Below are 15937 nucleotides of genomic sequence, written 5' to 3'. Positions count from 1 at the left end.
GGAAGAGGGACTCGGAATGAGTGAGCGCGACCAGCACATGGCGGAGCTGCGGGAGATCGTGGCGGAGGTGCTCGAGTTGGAACCCGAGGAGGTCGCCGACACCGCCGACTTCGTCGAGGAGTACGAGGCGGACTCGTTGCGGGCGATCGAGATCCTGGCCCGGATCGAGAAGAAGTACCGGGTGGAGATCCCGCAGGCCGAGTTGAACGAGATGCGCAGCCTCAAGGCCGTCCACGAGGTGGTGGCGCGACACGCCGGCTGGCAGGACTGACCGTGCACCGCGTGGTCGTCACCGGGCTCGGCCCGGTGTCCGGCATCGGTATCGGCGTGCACGAGTTCACCGACGGTCTGCGCTCCGGCCGGTCGGCCGCCGCGCCCATCACGAGCTTCGACGCGAGCGGGTTCCCGCACCACTGGGCCGGTGAGGTGCCCGCCTTCCGGCCGGAGGCGCTGCTGCGGCGGCTGCGGGTCGCCGACTGGGGCCGCTCGGCGCTGTTCGCGGCGGCCGCCGCCCGGCTGGCCGCGCTGGACGCGGGTCTGTCGCTGCCGACCACCGACCCGGGGCGCGTCGGCGCGGTCATCGGCACCACAAGTGGCGAGTCCACTGTGGTGGAGCAGCTCACCGCGGAGCTGGTGGCCGGCGGCTACCCGGCCATGTCGGCCGAGGCGCTGCGGCAGGCGCCTGCCGAGCGGCTGTCCTACGCGGTGAGCGCGGAGCTTGGGCTGGCCGGGGAGTCGGTCACCCTCACCACCGCCTGCTCGGCCAGCAACTACGCCATCGGGTACGCGTACGACCTGTTGTGCTGGGGGGAGGCGGACGTGATGGTGGCCGGCGGCGCCGACTCGGTGTGCCGGTGGGCGCACGCCGGCTTCTACCGGCTCGGCGCGCTGACCGAGCGGGCCTGCCGGCCGTTCGACCGGGACCGCTCCGGCATCCTCACCGGTGAGGGCGGCGCGGCCCTGGTGCTGGAGACCCTGGAGCACGCGCAGGAACGGGGCGCCCGGATCTACGCCGAGGTGCTCGGGTACGGCGTCAACTGCGACGCCCACCACATGGTCGCGCCCAACGAGGACAGCGTCGCGGCGTGCATGCGGCTGGCCCAGGAGAACGCCGGGGTGAAGCCGGAGGACATCGACTACATCAGCACGCACGGCACCGGCACGCCCGCCAACGACCTGTGTGAGGCGCGGGCCATCCGGGCGGTGTTCGGTGACCGGGTGCCGCCGGTCAGCTCGATCAAGTCGATGCTCGGGCACACGATGGGGGCGGCGAGCGGGTTCGGCGCGATCGCCACCACGCTGGGCATCCGGCACGGGTTCCTGCCGCCGACAATCAACTGGGCCAACCCCGACCCGGAGTTGTCCTGGATCGATCCCGTGCCGAACACGGCCCGGCCGGCCACGGTACGGGTCGCGCAGAACAACGGCTTCGCCTTCGGCGGCAACAACGCCATCACGATCTTCGGGGCGATCCGGTGACCGGCCTGGTGACCGGCTGGGGGGTGCTCAGCGCGGCCGGGGACTCGGTCACCGAGTTGCTGGCAGCCGTACGCGTCGGCGCCGTCGTCGGCGTGGACGTCCGCGACCGCTTCGACGAGCCGCTGCCCACGGCGCAGGCCCCGGCGATCGCCGACTTCGACGTACGCCGGCTGCTGGGTCGCAAGGGCACCAGCTTCCTGGACCGGGCGACAGCCCTGGCTATGGTGGCCTGTGGGCGGGCGTTGGCCGACGGTGGGCTCACCCCGGACGACGACAACCGACACCGCGTCGGTGTGGTGCTGGGCACCACCACCGGCAGCCTGAAGTCCACGATGGACTTCTCCCGGGAGACGCTTGTGCAGGACAAGCCGTACCTGGTCAATCCGGTGTTGTTTCCGAACACGGTGATGAACTGCGCCAGCGGCCAGGCCGCGATCCGCTACGGGCTGCGGGGCGTCAACGCCACGGTGGCCGGCGGCCCGCTCGCCTTCCTGTACGCGCTGCGCTACGCGCTCAACGCGTTGCGCCGGGGATATGTCGACGCCCTGCTGGTCGGCGGGGTGGAGGAGTACACGCCGAACACGGCGTGGGCGGCGGAGCTGACCGGCGCCGGCCCGGCCGGTGAGGCAGCGGCGGTCTACCTGCTGCGTCGCCCGGCACCCGGGCTGACCGGGACGCCGCGCGCCCAGGTACTCGCGGTTGCCACCGGTTTCCAGCCCGAGCCGAGCGCCGACGGGCTCGCCGGCTGCGTCCGTCGGGCGCTGGCCACGGCGAAGGTCCGTCCGGCCGACGTGTGGGCCATCGCGAGCGGTGAACTCGACACCGACAGCCTCTCCGAGGTGGTGCCGGCGGCCGCGCAGCGAATGTCGGTGCGTCCGGCGCTCGGCGACTGCCAGTCCGCCACCGGCGCGCTGGCGCTGGGCGTGCTGCTCGGTCACTACGCCGAGGATCCGGCCGCGCGCGGCCGGCCCGCGCTCATCGTCGGGCGCTCGCGCGACGGCGCGGTCGCCGCGGCAGTGGTGCGGGGGTAGGACATGTCCGCGACCATCACCGCCACCGCCCTGCGTACCTGCTTCGGCGACGGCCCGGCCACCGTCGCCGCGCTGCTGCGGGGCGCGTGCGGCGCCGCCGGGCTACGGCGGTCGGACCCGGCCCGGGTGGGCGTCGACCATGGCTACCCGATCGACGACGACCTGCCGTTCGGCCCGAGCCGCTGGCTGACCGACTGCGTGGCCGAGGCCCTCGCCGCCGCCGGCCTCGACGCCCGTCGACAGCGGGTGGTCAGTCTCGTCGGCACCGGGCTGCGCGAGACGGCCGAGGTGGAACGGGCGGCACTCGCCGGCTCGGTCGACTTTCCCGCCGAGCGACTGCACTTCGCCGACGCCGTCGCCGGCGCGGCGCCCGGCGTGCAGCGGGTGGTCACCCTGGCCAACGCGTGCAGCGCCGGCGGTTCCGCCCTCGCCCTGGCACAGGACCTGGTGGAGACCGGCGAGGCGGACGCCGTGCTGGTCGGCGGCACCGACGGCAGCAGCGCCTCCATGCTGGCGATGATCGGTCGGGTGGCCGGCCACCCGACCAGCCGGGTGCGGCCCTTCGACGCCGACCGGACCGGCGTCCTGCTCGGCGACGGCGCGGCGGTCCTGGTCATCGAGCCGGAACGACCCGACGGCGGCCTGGCCCGGCTGCTGGCCACCGGGCTGTCCTGCGACGCCGGGCACGAGACGGCGCCCGACCCGGCGGGCATCCTGCGGGCGGTCCACGACGCCCACCGCCGCGCCGACCGCCGGCCCGACCAGGTCGACCTGGTGCTGGCGCACGGCACCGGCACGACGCTCAACGACGAGACCGAGGCGCGTGTCATCGCGCAGGTGTTCGCCGATTGTGAGCCCGGCCCCCTGGTCACCGCCCTGAAGGGCGCCGTCGGCCACACGTCCGGAGGGTCGGCGCTGCTCAGCGTCGCCGTCGCCGTGGAGGTCCTGCGTACCGGGCGGGTGCCGCCGGTGGTCGGGCTGACCCGGCCGGCCCCCGAGGCGGCCGGGCTGCGGCTGGTCCGCGACGCGGCCGTGCGGGCCGACGTGCGGGTGGCGCAGGTGGACGCGTTCGGCTTCGGCGGTCTCAACGCCGTCACCCTCCTGGAGGCGCTGCGATGACCGGCCACGTCCAGGCCGGGCACCTCGCGCCGACCCCGGATCGCACGGTGCCGCCGGCCGCGTCCCGCCGTCCGGGTCAGGTGACCCGCCCGGGTCGGTCCACGGCGGACACCCAGGCCGGGACCGAACCGGGCCGTACCGTGGGGGCCGACCCGGATCGGCAGGTGGCCGCCGTACTCGCGGCGGCACTGCACCTGCCGGGAGTCGACATGCCGGCCGGTGTCGCCGGGGTGTGGGCCGCCGACGAGGAACCCGCCTGCCCGCCCGAGCGGGCCGCCGACCTGCTCGGCCGCAAGGGTCTGCTGGCCAAGGAGCCGGCCACCCGGCTCGCCCTCTGCGCCGTGCACCGCGCGCTGGGCCTCGCCCCGAAGGCGCCCCGCCCGAGCGGACCGGCGGATCCGCGTACCGCGGTGGTGGTCAGCTCCAACCTGGGCAACGTCGCGACCGTCGGCGACATCGCCCGCCGGCTGCGCGAGGGCGGCCCGCGCGAGGTCGGCCCACTGGAGGCGCCGAACGCGTCCAGCAACGTCATCGCCGGCGCGATCGCGATCTGGTTCCGCTTCGGAGGCCCCAACCTCACCGTCTGCTCCGGGGCCACCGCCGGCCTGGACGCGATCTGGCTGGCCTGCCTGCTGCTGCGCACCGGCCGTGCCGACCGGGTGGTAGTGGTCGGCACCGAACCGGACGACCCGCAGGCCCAGGCCCTGCACGCGGCCCGCGACGGCGCCACCGCCGGTGCGCCGCTGCGCGCCGGGGCGGCCTGCCTGCTGCTCGGCCACGCCGACGCCGCGCCGCACCCGTTGGCCCTGCTGGGGCCGGTCCGGGCGGGCGTACCCGTCGACGGCACGCCACCCGGCCTCCTGGTCGACGCGGCCGCCGTGGCGGGTGACCACTACGGCGCCGCGGGGGTCGTGCACACCGCGCTGGCCGTACGCCTGGTCGGGGCCGAACCGACGGTCACGGTCCGCTGCGGCGACCCCGTCGACGGCATCCGAGAACTCGACGTCCGGGCGGCGCGGCGATGAGCGGCACGCCACCCCCGGTCGCCGTGCACCGGCTCGCCGGCCCGGACACCGGGACGCCGACAGTGCTGCTGGCGCACGGCATGTCCGACACCTGGCGCAGTTGGCGGCCCCTGGCGCAGCGGCTGCCCACCGGCTGGCGGCTGCTCGCGGCCGAGCTGCCGTGGAAGGCCGGCACCGACCACCGCTGGCGTCGTCGGGGCACCCCGGGGGCCTGGCTCGCCGCTGCCGTCCGTGCCCTGGCCACGCCGCCGGACGTCGTGGTCGGCCACTCGCTCGGCGCGAACGCGGTGCTGGAGATGCTCGCCACCGAACCGGACGTCGCGCCGCGCGGGGCGATGCTCATCGCGCCGTTCTACTGCCCGCCCGACCTGTCGATCACCTGGGCCGTGCACGAGCGGGCGCAGGCCAACTTCGTGCAGATCATCGACGAGGGGCTGCGCCATCGTCTCGGCCACCGCCTGGCCGACCTGGACCCGGAGACCCTGGCCGCGATGCGCGACATCATGGTGGACCGGATCGGCCCGGTGGGCTTCACCACGTTGTTCGACCACTTCACCGCGACCGCCGGCCTGCCACTGCACGCGGTGACCGTGCCGACCATGGTGCTCACCGGTGGCCGCGACCCCGGCCTCGACGGTCCGCGCGTCGGCGCGCTGCGGGCCGAACTGCCCGACGCGCACGTCGTCGTGGAGCCGGACTTCCACCACTTCTGTCATCTCGACCGGGCGGCCGAGGTGGCCCGACACGTCGCGGGCTTCGTCGAGAAGGTCTGCCCCGACCCCGCGATCCGAGGAGGTACGCCGTGACCACGGCGGTTGAGAACGCATCCGTGACGCTGTCCGCCCGACCCGGGTTCGAGGGCGCGAACATCCGCACCTGGATCGGGTTCAAACACTTCGCGTACCTGGTGGAGCAGGGCGTGCTGCAGTGGTTCCGGGAGCGCGGCCACGGCCCCGGGCTGCTCTACCACGAGCACGGGGTGGGGCTGTCCGTCCGAGACTGTTCGCTGCTGCTGCCCGCCGTCCTCGACGTCGACGACACCGCGACTGTGGTGACGACCCCCGCCGCCAACGGTCGGTTCGCGGTGCGGATGGGTGTGCGCCGCGACGCCGACGTCACCGTGTGCCGGGCCCGGGTGCGGGTGGCCCTGGTGCGGGAGGCGGACGTACCGCAGGCCGCGCCGCTGCCGGCGGAGCTGGCCGGCCTCGTGGAGGAGCCGGCCGTCGGCGAACCGGGCGCCCCCGCCGGCGGCGACCCTGGCGACACGTTGCGCGCCGCAGGCGCGGGCTTCGTGTGGCCGTGGCGGGTGCCCTACTTCTACTGCCAGTACTCGCAGCGGATGCAGCACTCCGGGTACGTCCGGCTGCTGGAGGAGGTGGTGGACCGCTACCTCGCCGACCGGGGCGTCTCGGTGGGCCGGATGCTGCGCGAGCGGGGCTGGATCCCGGTGGTCTCCCGCGCCCGGATCGAGGTGCTCGGCGACGCCCACCTCGACGAGCAGATGTGGGTCAGCTTCACGGTCACCGACGTGCTCAAGGACGTCACGTACGACGCCCGGATGGACTGCCACGTCGTCCGCGACGGTCGCCTGGTCCGGGTGGCCACTGCCGGCATCCTGCACGGGTACGCCGTGAGCCGCGGCCCCGAGGCGGGCCGGCTCGCCACCCTCGACGAGGACACCGTGGCGGCACTGACCGGCGGGCGGCGGTGATGGCCGCCAAGCAGCCCCGCCTGTACTTCTCCTTCCGCAGCCCGTACAGCTGGCTGGCCGTGGAGCGGCTGACCCGGGCGCTGAGCCGGCCGCAGGAGGCGCTGGAGTTCATCCCCTACTGGGACCCGGACGCGCGGACCGAGGCGGCGTTGACCGCCCGCGGCGGCACTTTCCACTACGTGCAGATGAGCAAGCCGAAGCACCTGTACCTGCTCCAGGACGCCAAGCGGCAGGCCCAACGGCTGGGACTGTCGATGCGCTGGCCGATCGACATCGACCCGTGGTGGGAGATCCCGCACCTGGGCTGGTTGGCCGCCCGGGAACAGGGCGCGGGGGAGGCGTTCTACCGGGAGGTGATCGCCGCCCGATGGCAACGCGGCGAGGACGTGTGCACCCCGGAGGTGATCTCCGAGGTGGCCGAGCGGGCTGGCGTGGACCCGGCGGTGGTGCTCGGCGCGGTGGACGACGAGGCCGTCCGTGCGGCCGGGGCGCACTGCCTGCTGCGGGCGTACGAGGAGGACATCTTCGGCATCCCCTACCTGCGGCTGGGCCCGCACCGGTTCTGGGGCGTGGACCGGGTCGACGACTTCCTCGCCGCGTACGCCGAGCGGACCGGGACGCCTGTCGCGCCCCCGGCGGTGCCGGCGGGCGTGGGCGGGTACGACACCGACACCGGAGGCGGCTGTGGCTGAGCGACGGAACCCGGAGCAGGAGCGTGCCCACCGCCGCCGGCAGTTGGTGCTCACGCTGCGCGCGTTCGCCCTGGCGGGGTTCGACGAGGGCGCGGGTGGGCACGTCACCGCACGGGATCCGATCGACCCGGACACCTTCTGGATCAACCCGTTCGGGCGGCACTTCGCCCACGTGCGCGACGACGACCTGCTGCGCGTCGACCACACCGGCGACGTGGTCGACGGCTCGGGCCGGATCAACCCCGCCGGGTACGCCATCCACTCGGCCATCCACAAGGCACGACCGGACGTGGTGGCCGCCGCGCACACCCACTCGATCAACGGTCGGGCGTTCTCGGCCCTCGGCCGGCCGCTCGCGCCGATCACCCAGGACGCGTGCGCCTTCTTCGAGGACCACGAGGTCCACGACGAGTACGGCGGTGTCGTCCTCGACGGCGCGGAGGGCGACCGCATCGCGGCGACGCTGGGCACCGGCAAGGCCGTCGTCCTGCGCAACCACGGGCTGCTCACGGTCGGCGGCTCGGTGGCCGAGGCGGCGTGGTGGTTCCTCGCGATGGACCGCTGCTGCCAGGTGCAGCTACTCGCCCAGGCTGCGGGTGACCTGGTGGTGATCCCCGCCGACGCGGCCCGGGCGGCGCGGGCGGACATCGGCACCGCGCAGATCGCCCGGCTGAACTTCCGGCCGGTCGCGGAGCACGTCCTGGCTGTCAGCCCCGACCTCACGCACGGCACCACGCCCAGACAGGAGTGACGAGTGGCCGAGCTGCTGAAGACAATGGTCCGGGACCGGGCCGGCGACGTCGCGCTGACCGACGAGCGGACCACCCGGACGTGGGCCGAGGTGGACCTGTCGGTGGACCGGTGGATCGGTGTGCTGCGCGGGGCCGGCCTGGACGTCGGTGACCGGGTGGCGTTCGTGCTCGGCAACCGGCACGAGACCTTCGAGGCGCTGCTCGCCTGCGTGCACGCGGGACTGGTGGCGGTGCCCGTCAACTGGCACCTCACCGCGCCGGAGATCGCCCACATCCTGGCCGACTGTGGCGCCCGGGCGGTGCTCACCGAGGCGGCGTACGCGCCGAGGGTGCGCGACGCGGTGGCGCGTACGCCGGACGGCCCCGACCTGCTGGTGACTGTCGACGGTGGGGACGGGTGCACGGCGGTGGACGACCTGCCGGTGGGCCCACCCGTCGCGGCGCTCTCCGGTGGCGTGCTGCTCTACACCTCGGGCACCAGCGGACGCCCCAAGGGCGTGGTCAACCCGTTGCTCAAGGTCGGCGCCCCGATCGACCGGGTCGCCGCCACCACCGAGTCGCTCGGCGGCGGGTTGGGCATCCCGACGCAGGGGCAGGCACTGCTGGTCGGTCCCTGGTACCACTCGGCCCAGTTGTTCTTCGCCCAGTTTCCGCTGCTGCGTGGTTGTGGGCTGGTGCTGCGACGCGGGTTCGACCCGGTCGAGGTGCTGCGGGTGATCGACGAGGAGAAGATCACGATCAGTCATCTGGTGCCGACCCAGTTCATCCGCCTGCTCCGGGTCGAGGCGGCGACCCGGGCGGCGTTCTCCGGCGCGAGCCTCGCCCGGATCTGGCACGGCGGAGGCCCCTGTCCGCCGGAGACCAAGCAGGCGATGATCGACTGGTGGGGGCCGGTGTTCGTGGAGTACTACGCCGCGACCGAGGCCGGCATCGTCACCCTCGCCGACTCGCACACCTGGCTGGCCCGACCCGGCACGGTGGGCCGGCCGGCGCCGCCGACCGAGGTGGTGGTGGTCGACGACGAGGGCCGGCCGGTGCCCGCCGGGCAGGAGGGCCAGGTGGCTGTGCGCCGGCCCCCGGGCCGGGGTTTCCACTACCACAACGCCCCGGAGCAGACCGAGCAGGCGTACGTCGCCCCGGACACGTTCACCGTCGGCGACCTGGGCCGCCTGGACGCCGACGGCTATCTGTTCCTCACCGGCCGCTCGGCGGAGCTGATCGTCACCGGCGGCGTGAACGTCTATCCCGCCGAGGTGGAGGCGGTGCTGTCCACGCACCCCGCCGTGCAGGACAGTGTGGTCATCGGTGTGCCGGACGAGGAGTTCGGCGAGCAGGTCCGGGCGGTGGTGCAGCTCGACCCGGCGTGGCCGGCCGAGGGTGTCGAGCAGGTCCTCGACGCGCACTGCCGGACCAGCCTGGCCGGTTTCAAGGTGCCGCGCTCGTACGAGGTGGTCGACCGGATTCCCCGCGAGCCCACCGGCAAGCTGCCCCGTCGGGCGTTGCGGGACCGCTACCGACCGGCCACGGTGTCACCGGGTCTGCTCGCGGATCCGGCGAGCTACCTGACCGGCGTACCGCACGACGAGTTCGCCCGCCGCCGACGGGACGCGCCGGTGGCCTGGGTCGAGGAGGTCGAGCTGACCCGTACCGACCAGGACCGGTCGGTACGGTCCCGGGGCCGGGGTTTCTGGGCCGTCACCCGGCACGCCGCGGTGTCCGAGGTGTCCCGTGATCCGGCGACGTTCTCGTCGGCGGCCGGCGGGGCGTTCCTCGCCGATCCCCGGACACCTGAGGATCTGCACCGCAACCGGCAGCTTCTGATCAATATGGACGCCCCGGAGCACGCGTGGGTGCGGCGGCTGGTGGCGGGGGCTTTCACGCCCCGCGCGGTGGGCCGACTGGGTGAGCTGGTGACGCGGCACGCCGAGGAGGTGGTCTCGCGGGCGGTGGCCGCGCGCGACATCGACGTGGTGGCGGACCTCGCGGCCGAGCTGCCGCTGCTCGTCCTCACCGACCTGCTCGGCGTGCCACGGGAGGACCGCCGGTTGCTGTTCGACTGGAGCAACAACCTGGTCGGGTTCGACGATCCACGCTACGGCGGCGGCAGCGTGCAGCGCTACCGGGACACCTTCGCGGCGGCCTTCTCCTACGTCCGCGAGTTGGCGGCGCAGCGACGGGCCGCGCCCACCGACGACCTGCTCAGTCTCCTCGTGCACGCCGAGGCCGACGGCCGGGGCCTGACCGACGCGCAGCTGTGCCAGTTGTGGCTGCTGCTGGTCATCGCCGGCAACGAGACCACCCGGCATCTGATCTCCAACGGGGTGCAGGCGTTGCTGGAGCACCCCGAGCAGCGCGATCGGCTGATCGCCGAGCCCGCCCTGACCGCGAGCGCGGTCGAGGAGCTGCTGCGCTGGGTCACACCGATCATGCAGTTCCGGCGCACCGCCACCCGCGACACGGTCCTCGACGGCACCCGCATCGCGGCCGGGGACAAGGTCGTCATCTACTACGCCTCGGCCAACCGGGACCCTGCCGCGTTCCTCGACCCCGACCGGCTGGACCTCGCCCGCGACCCGAACCCGCACCTGGCGTTCGGTATCGGCCCGCACTTCTGCCTGGGCGCGCACCTGGCCCGGCTGGAGATGGCGGCCTTCCTCACCGCGATCCGTCCGCATCTGGGCCGGCTCCGACTGACCGGGCCGGTACGCCGGATGCGGACCAACTTCATGAACGCCGTCACCGCGATGCCCGCGCGCTTCGACGTCGCGCCGGAAGGGGAGTGACCCCATGCCACTGGACCTGCACTGGTTCCTGCCGACGCACGGCGACGGCCGCGACCTGGCCGAGCCCGCCCGTGGTCGCGGCGCCCGGCCGTCCCGGATCACCCGCCGTCCGCCGGACATCGGCTACCTGGCGCAGGTGGCGCGCGCCGCCGACCGGTTGGGTTTCGCCAGTGTGCTCACGCCCGCCGGGTTGTTCTGCGAGGACCCGTGGGTGGTGGCGTCCGCGCTGGCCGCGCAGACCGAGCGACTGAAGTTCATGATCGCGTTACGACCGGGCCTCGCCTCGCCCACGCTTGTCGCGCAGATGGCCGCGTCCCTGCAACGGGTCTCGGCGGGTCGGGTGCTGCTCAACATCGTCGCTGGCAGCGATCCGGACGAGCAGCGTCGCTACGGCGACTGGCTGGACCACGACGCCCGCTACGCCCGCGCCGAGGAGTTCCTCACCGTGCTGGGTGGACTGTGGGGCGGCCAGCCGGTCGACCACGACGGTGAGCACTACCGGGTGAAGGCCGCTCTGCTGGCCCGGCCGCCGGCCACCGCTCCGGCCGTGTTCCTGGGCGGGTCCTCGCCGGCGGCGCAGCGGGCGGCCGCCCGGCACGCGGACGTGTATCTGGCCTGGGGTGAGACGCCGGCCCAGCTCGGCGAGCTGTTGGGTCGGGCACGCGAGCAGGCGGCGGAGGTCGGCCGCACACTGCGCACCGGGAGTCGGCTGCACGTGATCACCAGGGACACCGCGCGGGAGGCGTGGGCGGAGGCGGACCGGCTGCTCGCCGGCGTCGACCAGGCGCGGATCGCCGCCGCTCGGCAGCGCTTCGCCCGCACCGACTCGGAGGGCCAGCGGCGGGCCGCGGCGTTGCACGCGGACGGCAACGCCCGGATGGAGGTGTACCCGAACGTCTGGGCGGGCTACTCCCTGATCCGCCCCGGTGCCGGTGCGGCGCTGGTGGGCAGCCACGAGGAGGTCGCCGAGCGGATCGCCGAGTACCACGCCGCAGGGGTGGACCATCTGATCCTGTCCGGGCAGCCGCACCTGGAGGAGGCGTACTGGTTCGGCGAGGGAGTGTTGCCGCTGCTGCGCCACGACGGTCTCCTCGACCCCGCGACCGACGCGCACGCCGCGACCGATGCGGACGCCGGGCCCCGGCGGACCCCGGAGCTGGCGGTGGGCCGATGAGCCGGCCCGTCGCGGAGCTGCCGATGACCGCGCTGATCGGCAACCCCAAACCCCATTCCCGTACGCGGACCGTCGCGCTGGCCACCGCGGCCGCCCTGCACTCCCGACTGGCCCACTGCCCGAACCCGGTCGGAGCGCCGACGGTGATCGACCTGGCCGAGCTGACTGCCGAACTGGTCGGTCAGGGCAGCCGGCCGGAGATTCTCGACGAGGTGCTGGAGGCGGTACGCCGGCCGGGGCTGCTGCTGGTGGCCAGCCCCACGTTCAAGGCGGCGTACAGCGGCCTGCTGAAGCTCTTCGTCGACGTGCTGCCCCGGGGCGCGCTGACCGGGGTGGTGGCGGTGCCGTTGATGACGGCCGCCCGGTCCGGTCACCGGCATGTCGTCGACACCTACCTGGGCGCGCTGCTGGCCGAGGTGGGCGCGTACGTGCCCGTGGCCGGCCTGTGTGTGCTGGAGCGAGAGTTGGACACGGCGGAGGTCGGCATCGAGCGCTGGCTGGACCGGGCGACGCCGGCGGTGGTCGACGCGCTCGCCGGGGTGCCCGGCGTGCCGGCCGAGCCCGGAGTCAGCCGGCGTTGACCTCGGTGTCGTGCTTGCGGCGCATCCGGCTGATCCAGCCCTGTGCCGTGTGCACGGGAACGTCGAAGTGCTCGGCGACGGCGCTGATCGTGCCGACCTGCTCGTAGACCGCCTCCAGGTCCGCCGGGTCGGGCGCCCGGCGGTACGCGCGACCGGCCTTGAGTCGGCTGAGCCGGTCCGGTTCGCCGGCCCGGCGTGCGGGCCGGGGCGGCAGCGGTCGCGGTGCGGTCTCGGTGGCGGTGGTCGCGGGGACCGGTCCGACCGTCACGGCCGGACGGGGCGCGGCTTCGGCGCGGCTCCTGTCCCGGTCCTGCGGGGGGATGAAGGCGCGCAGCAGGGCATCGAAGTCGACGTAGGGCAGCTCGCCGGTCAGACCGGCGCTCTGCGGCGCGCGGACGGTGAGCTCCCGTACGACCGGGTGCCCGTTGCCGGTCTCCAGACGCACGACGGTCTGGGCCACCGGGCCGGTGATCTCCTCACCGTCGTCCTCAACGGGCACGATGGTGATGATGTATTGACTCACGACGATGCCTTTCCTGCGCATCTCCGGGCGAGCCAGTGCGGCTTCCGGCCCCCCGGTCAACCCTGTCGGGTTTGACCTGTGGTGGGAGACAAGATATCAGATTCCCGCAGGCAGAAGGCGAGATATCCGACACTCGCCACGGGACGCCTATCCTTCATCTCCGTTTTATTGTGGGCATCAACGCTCAAACCGGGCTCTCCGGGTCACAGACCCTCGATCCTCGGTCCTCGCTCGCGGATCGACAGCCCGGGACACCAGCAACGCGGCCAGCCCGGCCCGCGACGACACCCCCGTCTTGCGGAAGATCCGGGTCAGGTGGGCCTCCACCGTCTTGACCGTCACGTACACCTGGTCCGCCGCCTCGGCGTTGCTCGCACCGGCGGCCACGAGCCGGGCGATGTCCCACTCCCGCCGGGTCAGCGTCAGCTCCCCGCCGGCGGCCGCGGCCGGCAGGCGACCCGCGGCTCCGGCCGCGCGGCTCTGCTCGGCGGCCACCGAGCGGCGCAGCGGCGGGGAGTCGACAAGCTCCGCGATACGGCGGGTCTCGGCGAGTTCGACCTCCGCCGCCGACCACTCCCGGGCGTCGCACAGGGCCCGCGCGCGCACCAAGCGCGCCGACGCCTCCTCCAGCCTCCATCCCAGACTCGCGAAGGTGTCGGCCGCCGCGGCGGCCAGCTCCGCGGCGCAGCGCGGATCCGCCTCCAGCGTCAGCCGCGCCCGGGCGGTCCGGGTCAACGCGCTCTGCCCGCGCAGCCCCAGCCGCTCGGCGTACCCCTCCGCCACGGCCAACCAGCGCGCGGCCTCGTCGCACCGACCGGCCTTGTGGGCCGTCTCGGCCAGGGCCGAGGCCCAGCAGGCCCGGTTGGTCACCTCGACCTGGCCGAGACCATCACCGCCGCAGGCGCGCAGCAACGTCGACGTCGAGCCGGCCCGGTCGCCGGCGAGGAAGCGCAGACGCACCGACACGCGCTGACTAGCCCCGTCGTACCAGTTCTCGCGGCGGGTGCTGGCGTCCAGCACGGCGGTGTCGGCCAGGTGGCGCGCCGCCGCCGGGCCGCTGCGCCACGCCACCGCGATGGCCCGGTACGCGCGCGCCAGCGCCACCATCGGGTCGATGCCCATGGCGACGGCCACCTCCTCGGCGTCCTCACCCTCGACCCGGGCCCGGTCCAGGCTGCCCAGTCGGGCGGTCACCGCGCAACGGCCCACCAGCAGCCAGGGGGTCAGCGCCACGAGACCCCCGCGGCAGCAGATGTCCAGCGCACGGTCGAAGTGGTGCAGGGCGGAGCGTTCCCGCTCGTGGAAGTACTCGGCCCAGCCCAGCAGGGCCAGCAGGTCCGGGTGCCGGGCGAGGTCGGTGTCGGCGAACGCGTCCACCTCGGACGACGCCCGATCCAGCGTCTCGGGCACCCGGATCCCGCAGTCGGCGTACGCGGCCACGAACGACTGCACCACCGCCGCCGTGGTCGCGCAGACCGCCGAGCCGGTGCGTTCGGCCAGCGGGCCCAGACTCCGGGCGTGCTCCGCCGCGTCGGGCGCCGCGCAGAGGGCGCCGGCGATCGCGGCCTCGACCGTCAGCAGGAAGTGAGTGTGCGGCTCCACCTGCCCATCCCGGTACGGCAGCAACAGCGCGTACGCGTCGAACGGCCGGCCCAGCAGGCGTTCCACCCGCGCCCGTGCGGCCACCGCCCGCAGTCGCTTGTCGCAGTCGGGGAGAGGACGGCGGGTGAGTTCCTGTAGCAGGGTGCGGGCCTGGCGCAGTTGACCCGCACCGACAAGCGCGTCCGCCATCGCGAACTCCAGTCGCGTACGGCGTGGTTCGGTGACCTCGGCGGCGGGCAGCAGCCGCTGGACGTTCGTCAACCACCGGATCGCGTCGAGCCGGGGCACGAGACCGCTCTCCGCCGCCTCGATCAGCGCGTCGGCGGTCGCCGGTTCGGCGCACTGGCCGCTTGCCGACAGGTGTTCGGCGTACCGGGTGACCGGATGCCCGAGCTCGCGCAGGACGCGGGCCGCCGTCGCGTGCAGGCGTCGTCGCCGGCCGGGAGACAGCGAGCGGTACACCACGGTGCGGTCCACCTCGTGACGGAACCGCAGGGTCGACGCCTCCGTGGGGTCGGTCCGCAGCAGGTCGACGGCCACCAGCGCGTCGAGCAGGTCGCTGGTGACCTCCGGGCCGCGATCGGCGAGGGCCGCGGCCAGCGCAGGCTCGAACCCGTCCGGGCACACCGCGACGGCCTCCAGCATCCGCCGCTGCTCGTCGGTGAGCGCGTCGAGGTCGAGCTGGACCGCGCCTGTGACATCGACGGGCAGCTCGGCGGGCAGGCCGCGCAGGGCGGCGACCGGGCCGTCCAGTGCGCCCGGGCGGTAGGCGAGGACGTAGCGGGGCACGCCGCCGGAGAGCACGTGGACCCGCTGGGCGGCGCGTCCCTCCGCCAGCCCGAGCAGCGCGGCGACGCTGGCGGGATCCAACGGTGTCAGGGTGACCGCCCGGCGGCTCAGGTGGATGCCGGCGGCGAGCGCGGTGGTCACCCGGGTCGGCATCTGCCGCGGCCGGTACGCGGTGACCCACAGCAGACCCGCGGGCGGCGCCTGCGCGAGTCGACTCAGCAGCGTGGCCGTCGCGGGTGACGCGCCGTGCAGGTCGTCCAGGAGCAGCAGCAGTGGACCGCCGGCGCGGAGCGCAGTGGAGGGCTCCTCCGGCAGCGCGGCGAGGACCTGCCCGATCTGGTGGCCGTCGTGGCCGGTCGCGGCGAGCACCGGCACCCCGGCTCGTCGGGCTCGTGCGGCGACCTCGCGCAGCAGCCGGGTCTTACCGGTGCCGGGGTCACCCACGAACTCGATCATGGCGGGTTGGCCGTCGTGGACCCCGGCCAGGGCGCGGTCGAACAGGTCGAGCGCACAGTTGCGCCCGACCAGGGGGTCGAGAGGGTCGCCCGCCGGTGGCGGGGCGAACTCCTCCTCGCTGATGTTCATCGGCGCTCCACGACGGACACCCGCACCGTGCGGCCCGTCGGCGTACGCCATCGGGTCGGACGCGGTGCGCGTTGGCTCAGCATCAACTGCC

The 15937-nt window shown here is 74.2% G+C and carries 14 protein-coding genes; 12 read left to right on the top strand and 2 right to left on the bottom strand.

Annotation, left to right across the window (positions count from 1 at the left end; all coding sequences use genetic code 11):
* The first annotated feature begins 16 nt into the window (after window positions 1–16).
* From AB0K10_RS21410 to AB0K10_RS21355, 12 genes are read left to right on the top strand one after another with little or no spacing between them, the layout of a single operon-like run.
* Window positions 17–271: an acyl carrier protein gene (locus tag AB0K10_RS21410; protein WP_363685953.1), complete on the top strand. Its 255-nt coding sequence runs from the start codon at window positions 17–19 to the stop codon at window positions 269–271.
* Between the two features lie 2 nt (window positions 272–273).
* Window positions 274–1479 carry a beta-ketoacyl-[acyl-carrier-protein] synthase family protein gene (locus AB0K10_RS21405; protein ID WP_363685951.1) on the top strand — a complete coding sequence of 402 codons (1206 nt, stop codon included), beginning with the start codon at window positions 274–276 and terminating at the stop codon, window positions 1477–1479.
* On the top strand, window positions 1476–2510 hold the full coding sequence (locus AB0K10_RS21400; RefSeq protein WP_363685949.1) for a beta-ketoacyl synthase N-terminal-like domain-containing protein: 1035 nt from the start codon (window positions 1476–1478) through the stop codon (window positions 2508–2510). Before AB0K10_RS21405 ends, AB0K10_RS21400 begins: the two co-directional genes overlap by 4 nt.
* Before the next feature lie 3 nt (window positions 2511–2513).
* Window positions 2514–3629, top strand: a complete 1116-nt coding sequence (locus AB0K10_RS21395) for a beta-ketoacyl synthase N-terminal-like domain-containing protein (protein ID WP_363685947.1) — start codon at window positions 2514–2516, stop codon at window positions 3627–3629.
* Window positions 3626–4654 (top strand): beta-ketoacyl synthase N-terminal-like domain-containing protein, encoded by a 1029-nt coding sequence (locus AB0K10_RS21390; RefSeq protein ID WP_363685945.1) that lies wholly within the window; start codon window positions 3626–3628, stop codon window positions 4652–4654. Before AB0K10_RS21395 ends, AB0K10_RS21390 begins: the two co-directional genes overlap by 4 nt.
* Window positions 4651–5460 (top strand): alpha/beta hydrolase, encoded by an 810-nt coding sequence (locus tag AB0K10_RS21385; protein WP_363685943.1) that lies wholly within the window; start codon window positions 4651–4653, stop codon window positions 5458–5460. Before AB0K10_RS21390 ends, AB0K10_RS21385 begins: the two co-directional genes overlap by 4 nt.
* A complete protein-coding gene (locus AB0K10_RS21380) occupies window positions 5457–6365 on the top strand; it encodes a thioesterase family protein (RefSeq protein WP_363685941.1) in 909 nt (302 codons plus the stop codon). Before AB0K10_RS21385 ends, AB0K10_RS21380 begins: the two co-directional genes overlap by 4 nt.
* Window positions 6365–7057 (top strand): DsbA family protein, encoded by a 693-nt coding sequence (locus tag AB0K10_RS21375; protein ID WP_363685939.1) that lies wholly within the window; start codon window positions 6365–6367, stop codon window positions 7055–7057. The genes AB0K10_RS21380 and AB0K10_RS21375 overlap by 1 nt, the downstream gene beginning before the upstream one ends.
* Complete coding sequence (locus AB0K10_RS21370) at window positions 7050–7808, top strand: class II aldolase/adducin family protein (protein WP_363685937.1); 759 nt, start codon at window positions 7050–7052, stop codon at window positions 7806–7808. The genes AB0K10_RS21375 and AB0K10_RS21370 overlap by 8 nt, the downstream gene beginning before the upstream one ends.
* A gap of 3 nt (window positions 7809–7811) precedes the next feature.
* Window positions 7812–10592, top strand: coding sequence for a cytochrome P450 (locus AB0K10_RS21365; protein ID WP_363685935.1), 2781 nt, complete (start codon window positions 7812–7814; stop codon window positions 10590–10592).
* 4 nt (window positions 10593–10596) lie between these two features.
* On the top strand, window positions 10597–11766 hold the full coding sequence (locus tag AB0K10_RS21360; protein WP_363685933.1) for an LLM class flavin-dependent oxidoreductase: 1170 nt from the start codon (window positions 10597–10599) through the stop codon (window positions 11764–11766).
* Window positions 11763–12347, top strand: coding sequence for an NAD(P)H-dependent oxidoreductase (locus AB0K10_RS21355; protein WP_363685931.1), 585 nt, complete (start codon window positions 11763–11765; stop codon window positions 12345–12347). The genes AB0K10_RS21360 and AB0K10_RS21355 overlap by 4 nt, the downstream gene beginning before the upstream one ends.
* On the opposite strand, the gene AB0K10_RS21350 is transcribed toward AB0K10_RS21355, so the two are convergent.
* The gene (locus AB0K10_RS21350) at window positions 12334–12846 is read right to left on the bottom strand and encodes a hypothetical protein (protein ID WP_363685929.1); all 513 of its coding nucleotides are present in this window, start codon (window positions 12844–12846) and stop codon (window positions 12334–12336) included. The genes AB0K10_RS21355 and AB0K10_RS21350 overlap by 14 nt on opposite strands.
* Window positions 12847–13047: 201 nt before the next feature.
* Window positions 13048–15846, bottom strand: coding sequence for a LuxR C-terminal-related transcriptional regulator (locus tag AB0K10_RS21345; protein ID WP_363685927.1), 2799 nt, complete (start codon window positions 15844–15846; stop codon window positions 13048–13050).
* Between the last annotated feature and the right edge of the window lie 91 nt (window positions 15847–15937).

Source organism: Micromonospora sp. NPDC049274, assembly GCF_040678875.1.
Lineage (GTDB): Bacteria > Actinomycetota > Actinomycetes > Mycobacteriales > Micromonosporaceae > Micromonospora.
The sequence above is the reverse complement of the archived record's forward strand: the minus strand, read 5'-3'. Positions and strand labels throughout refer to the sequence as shown.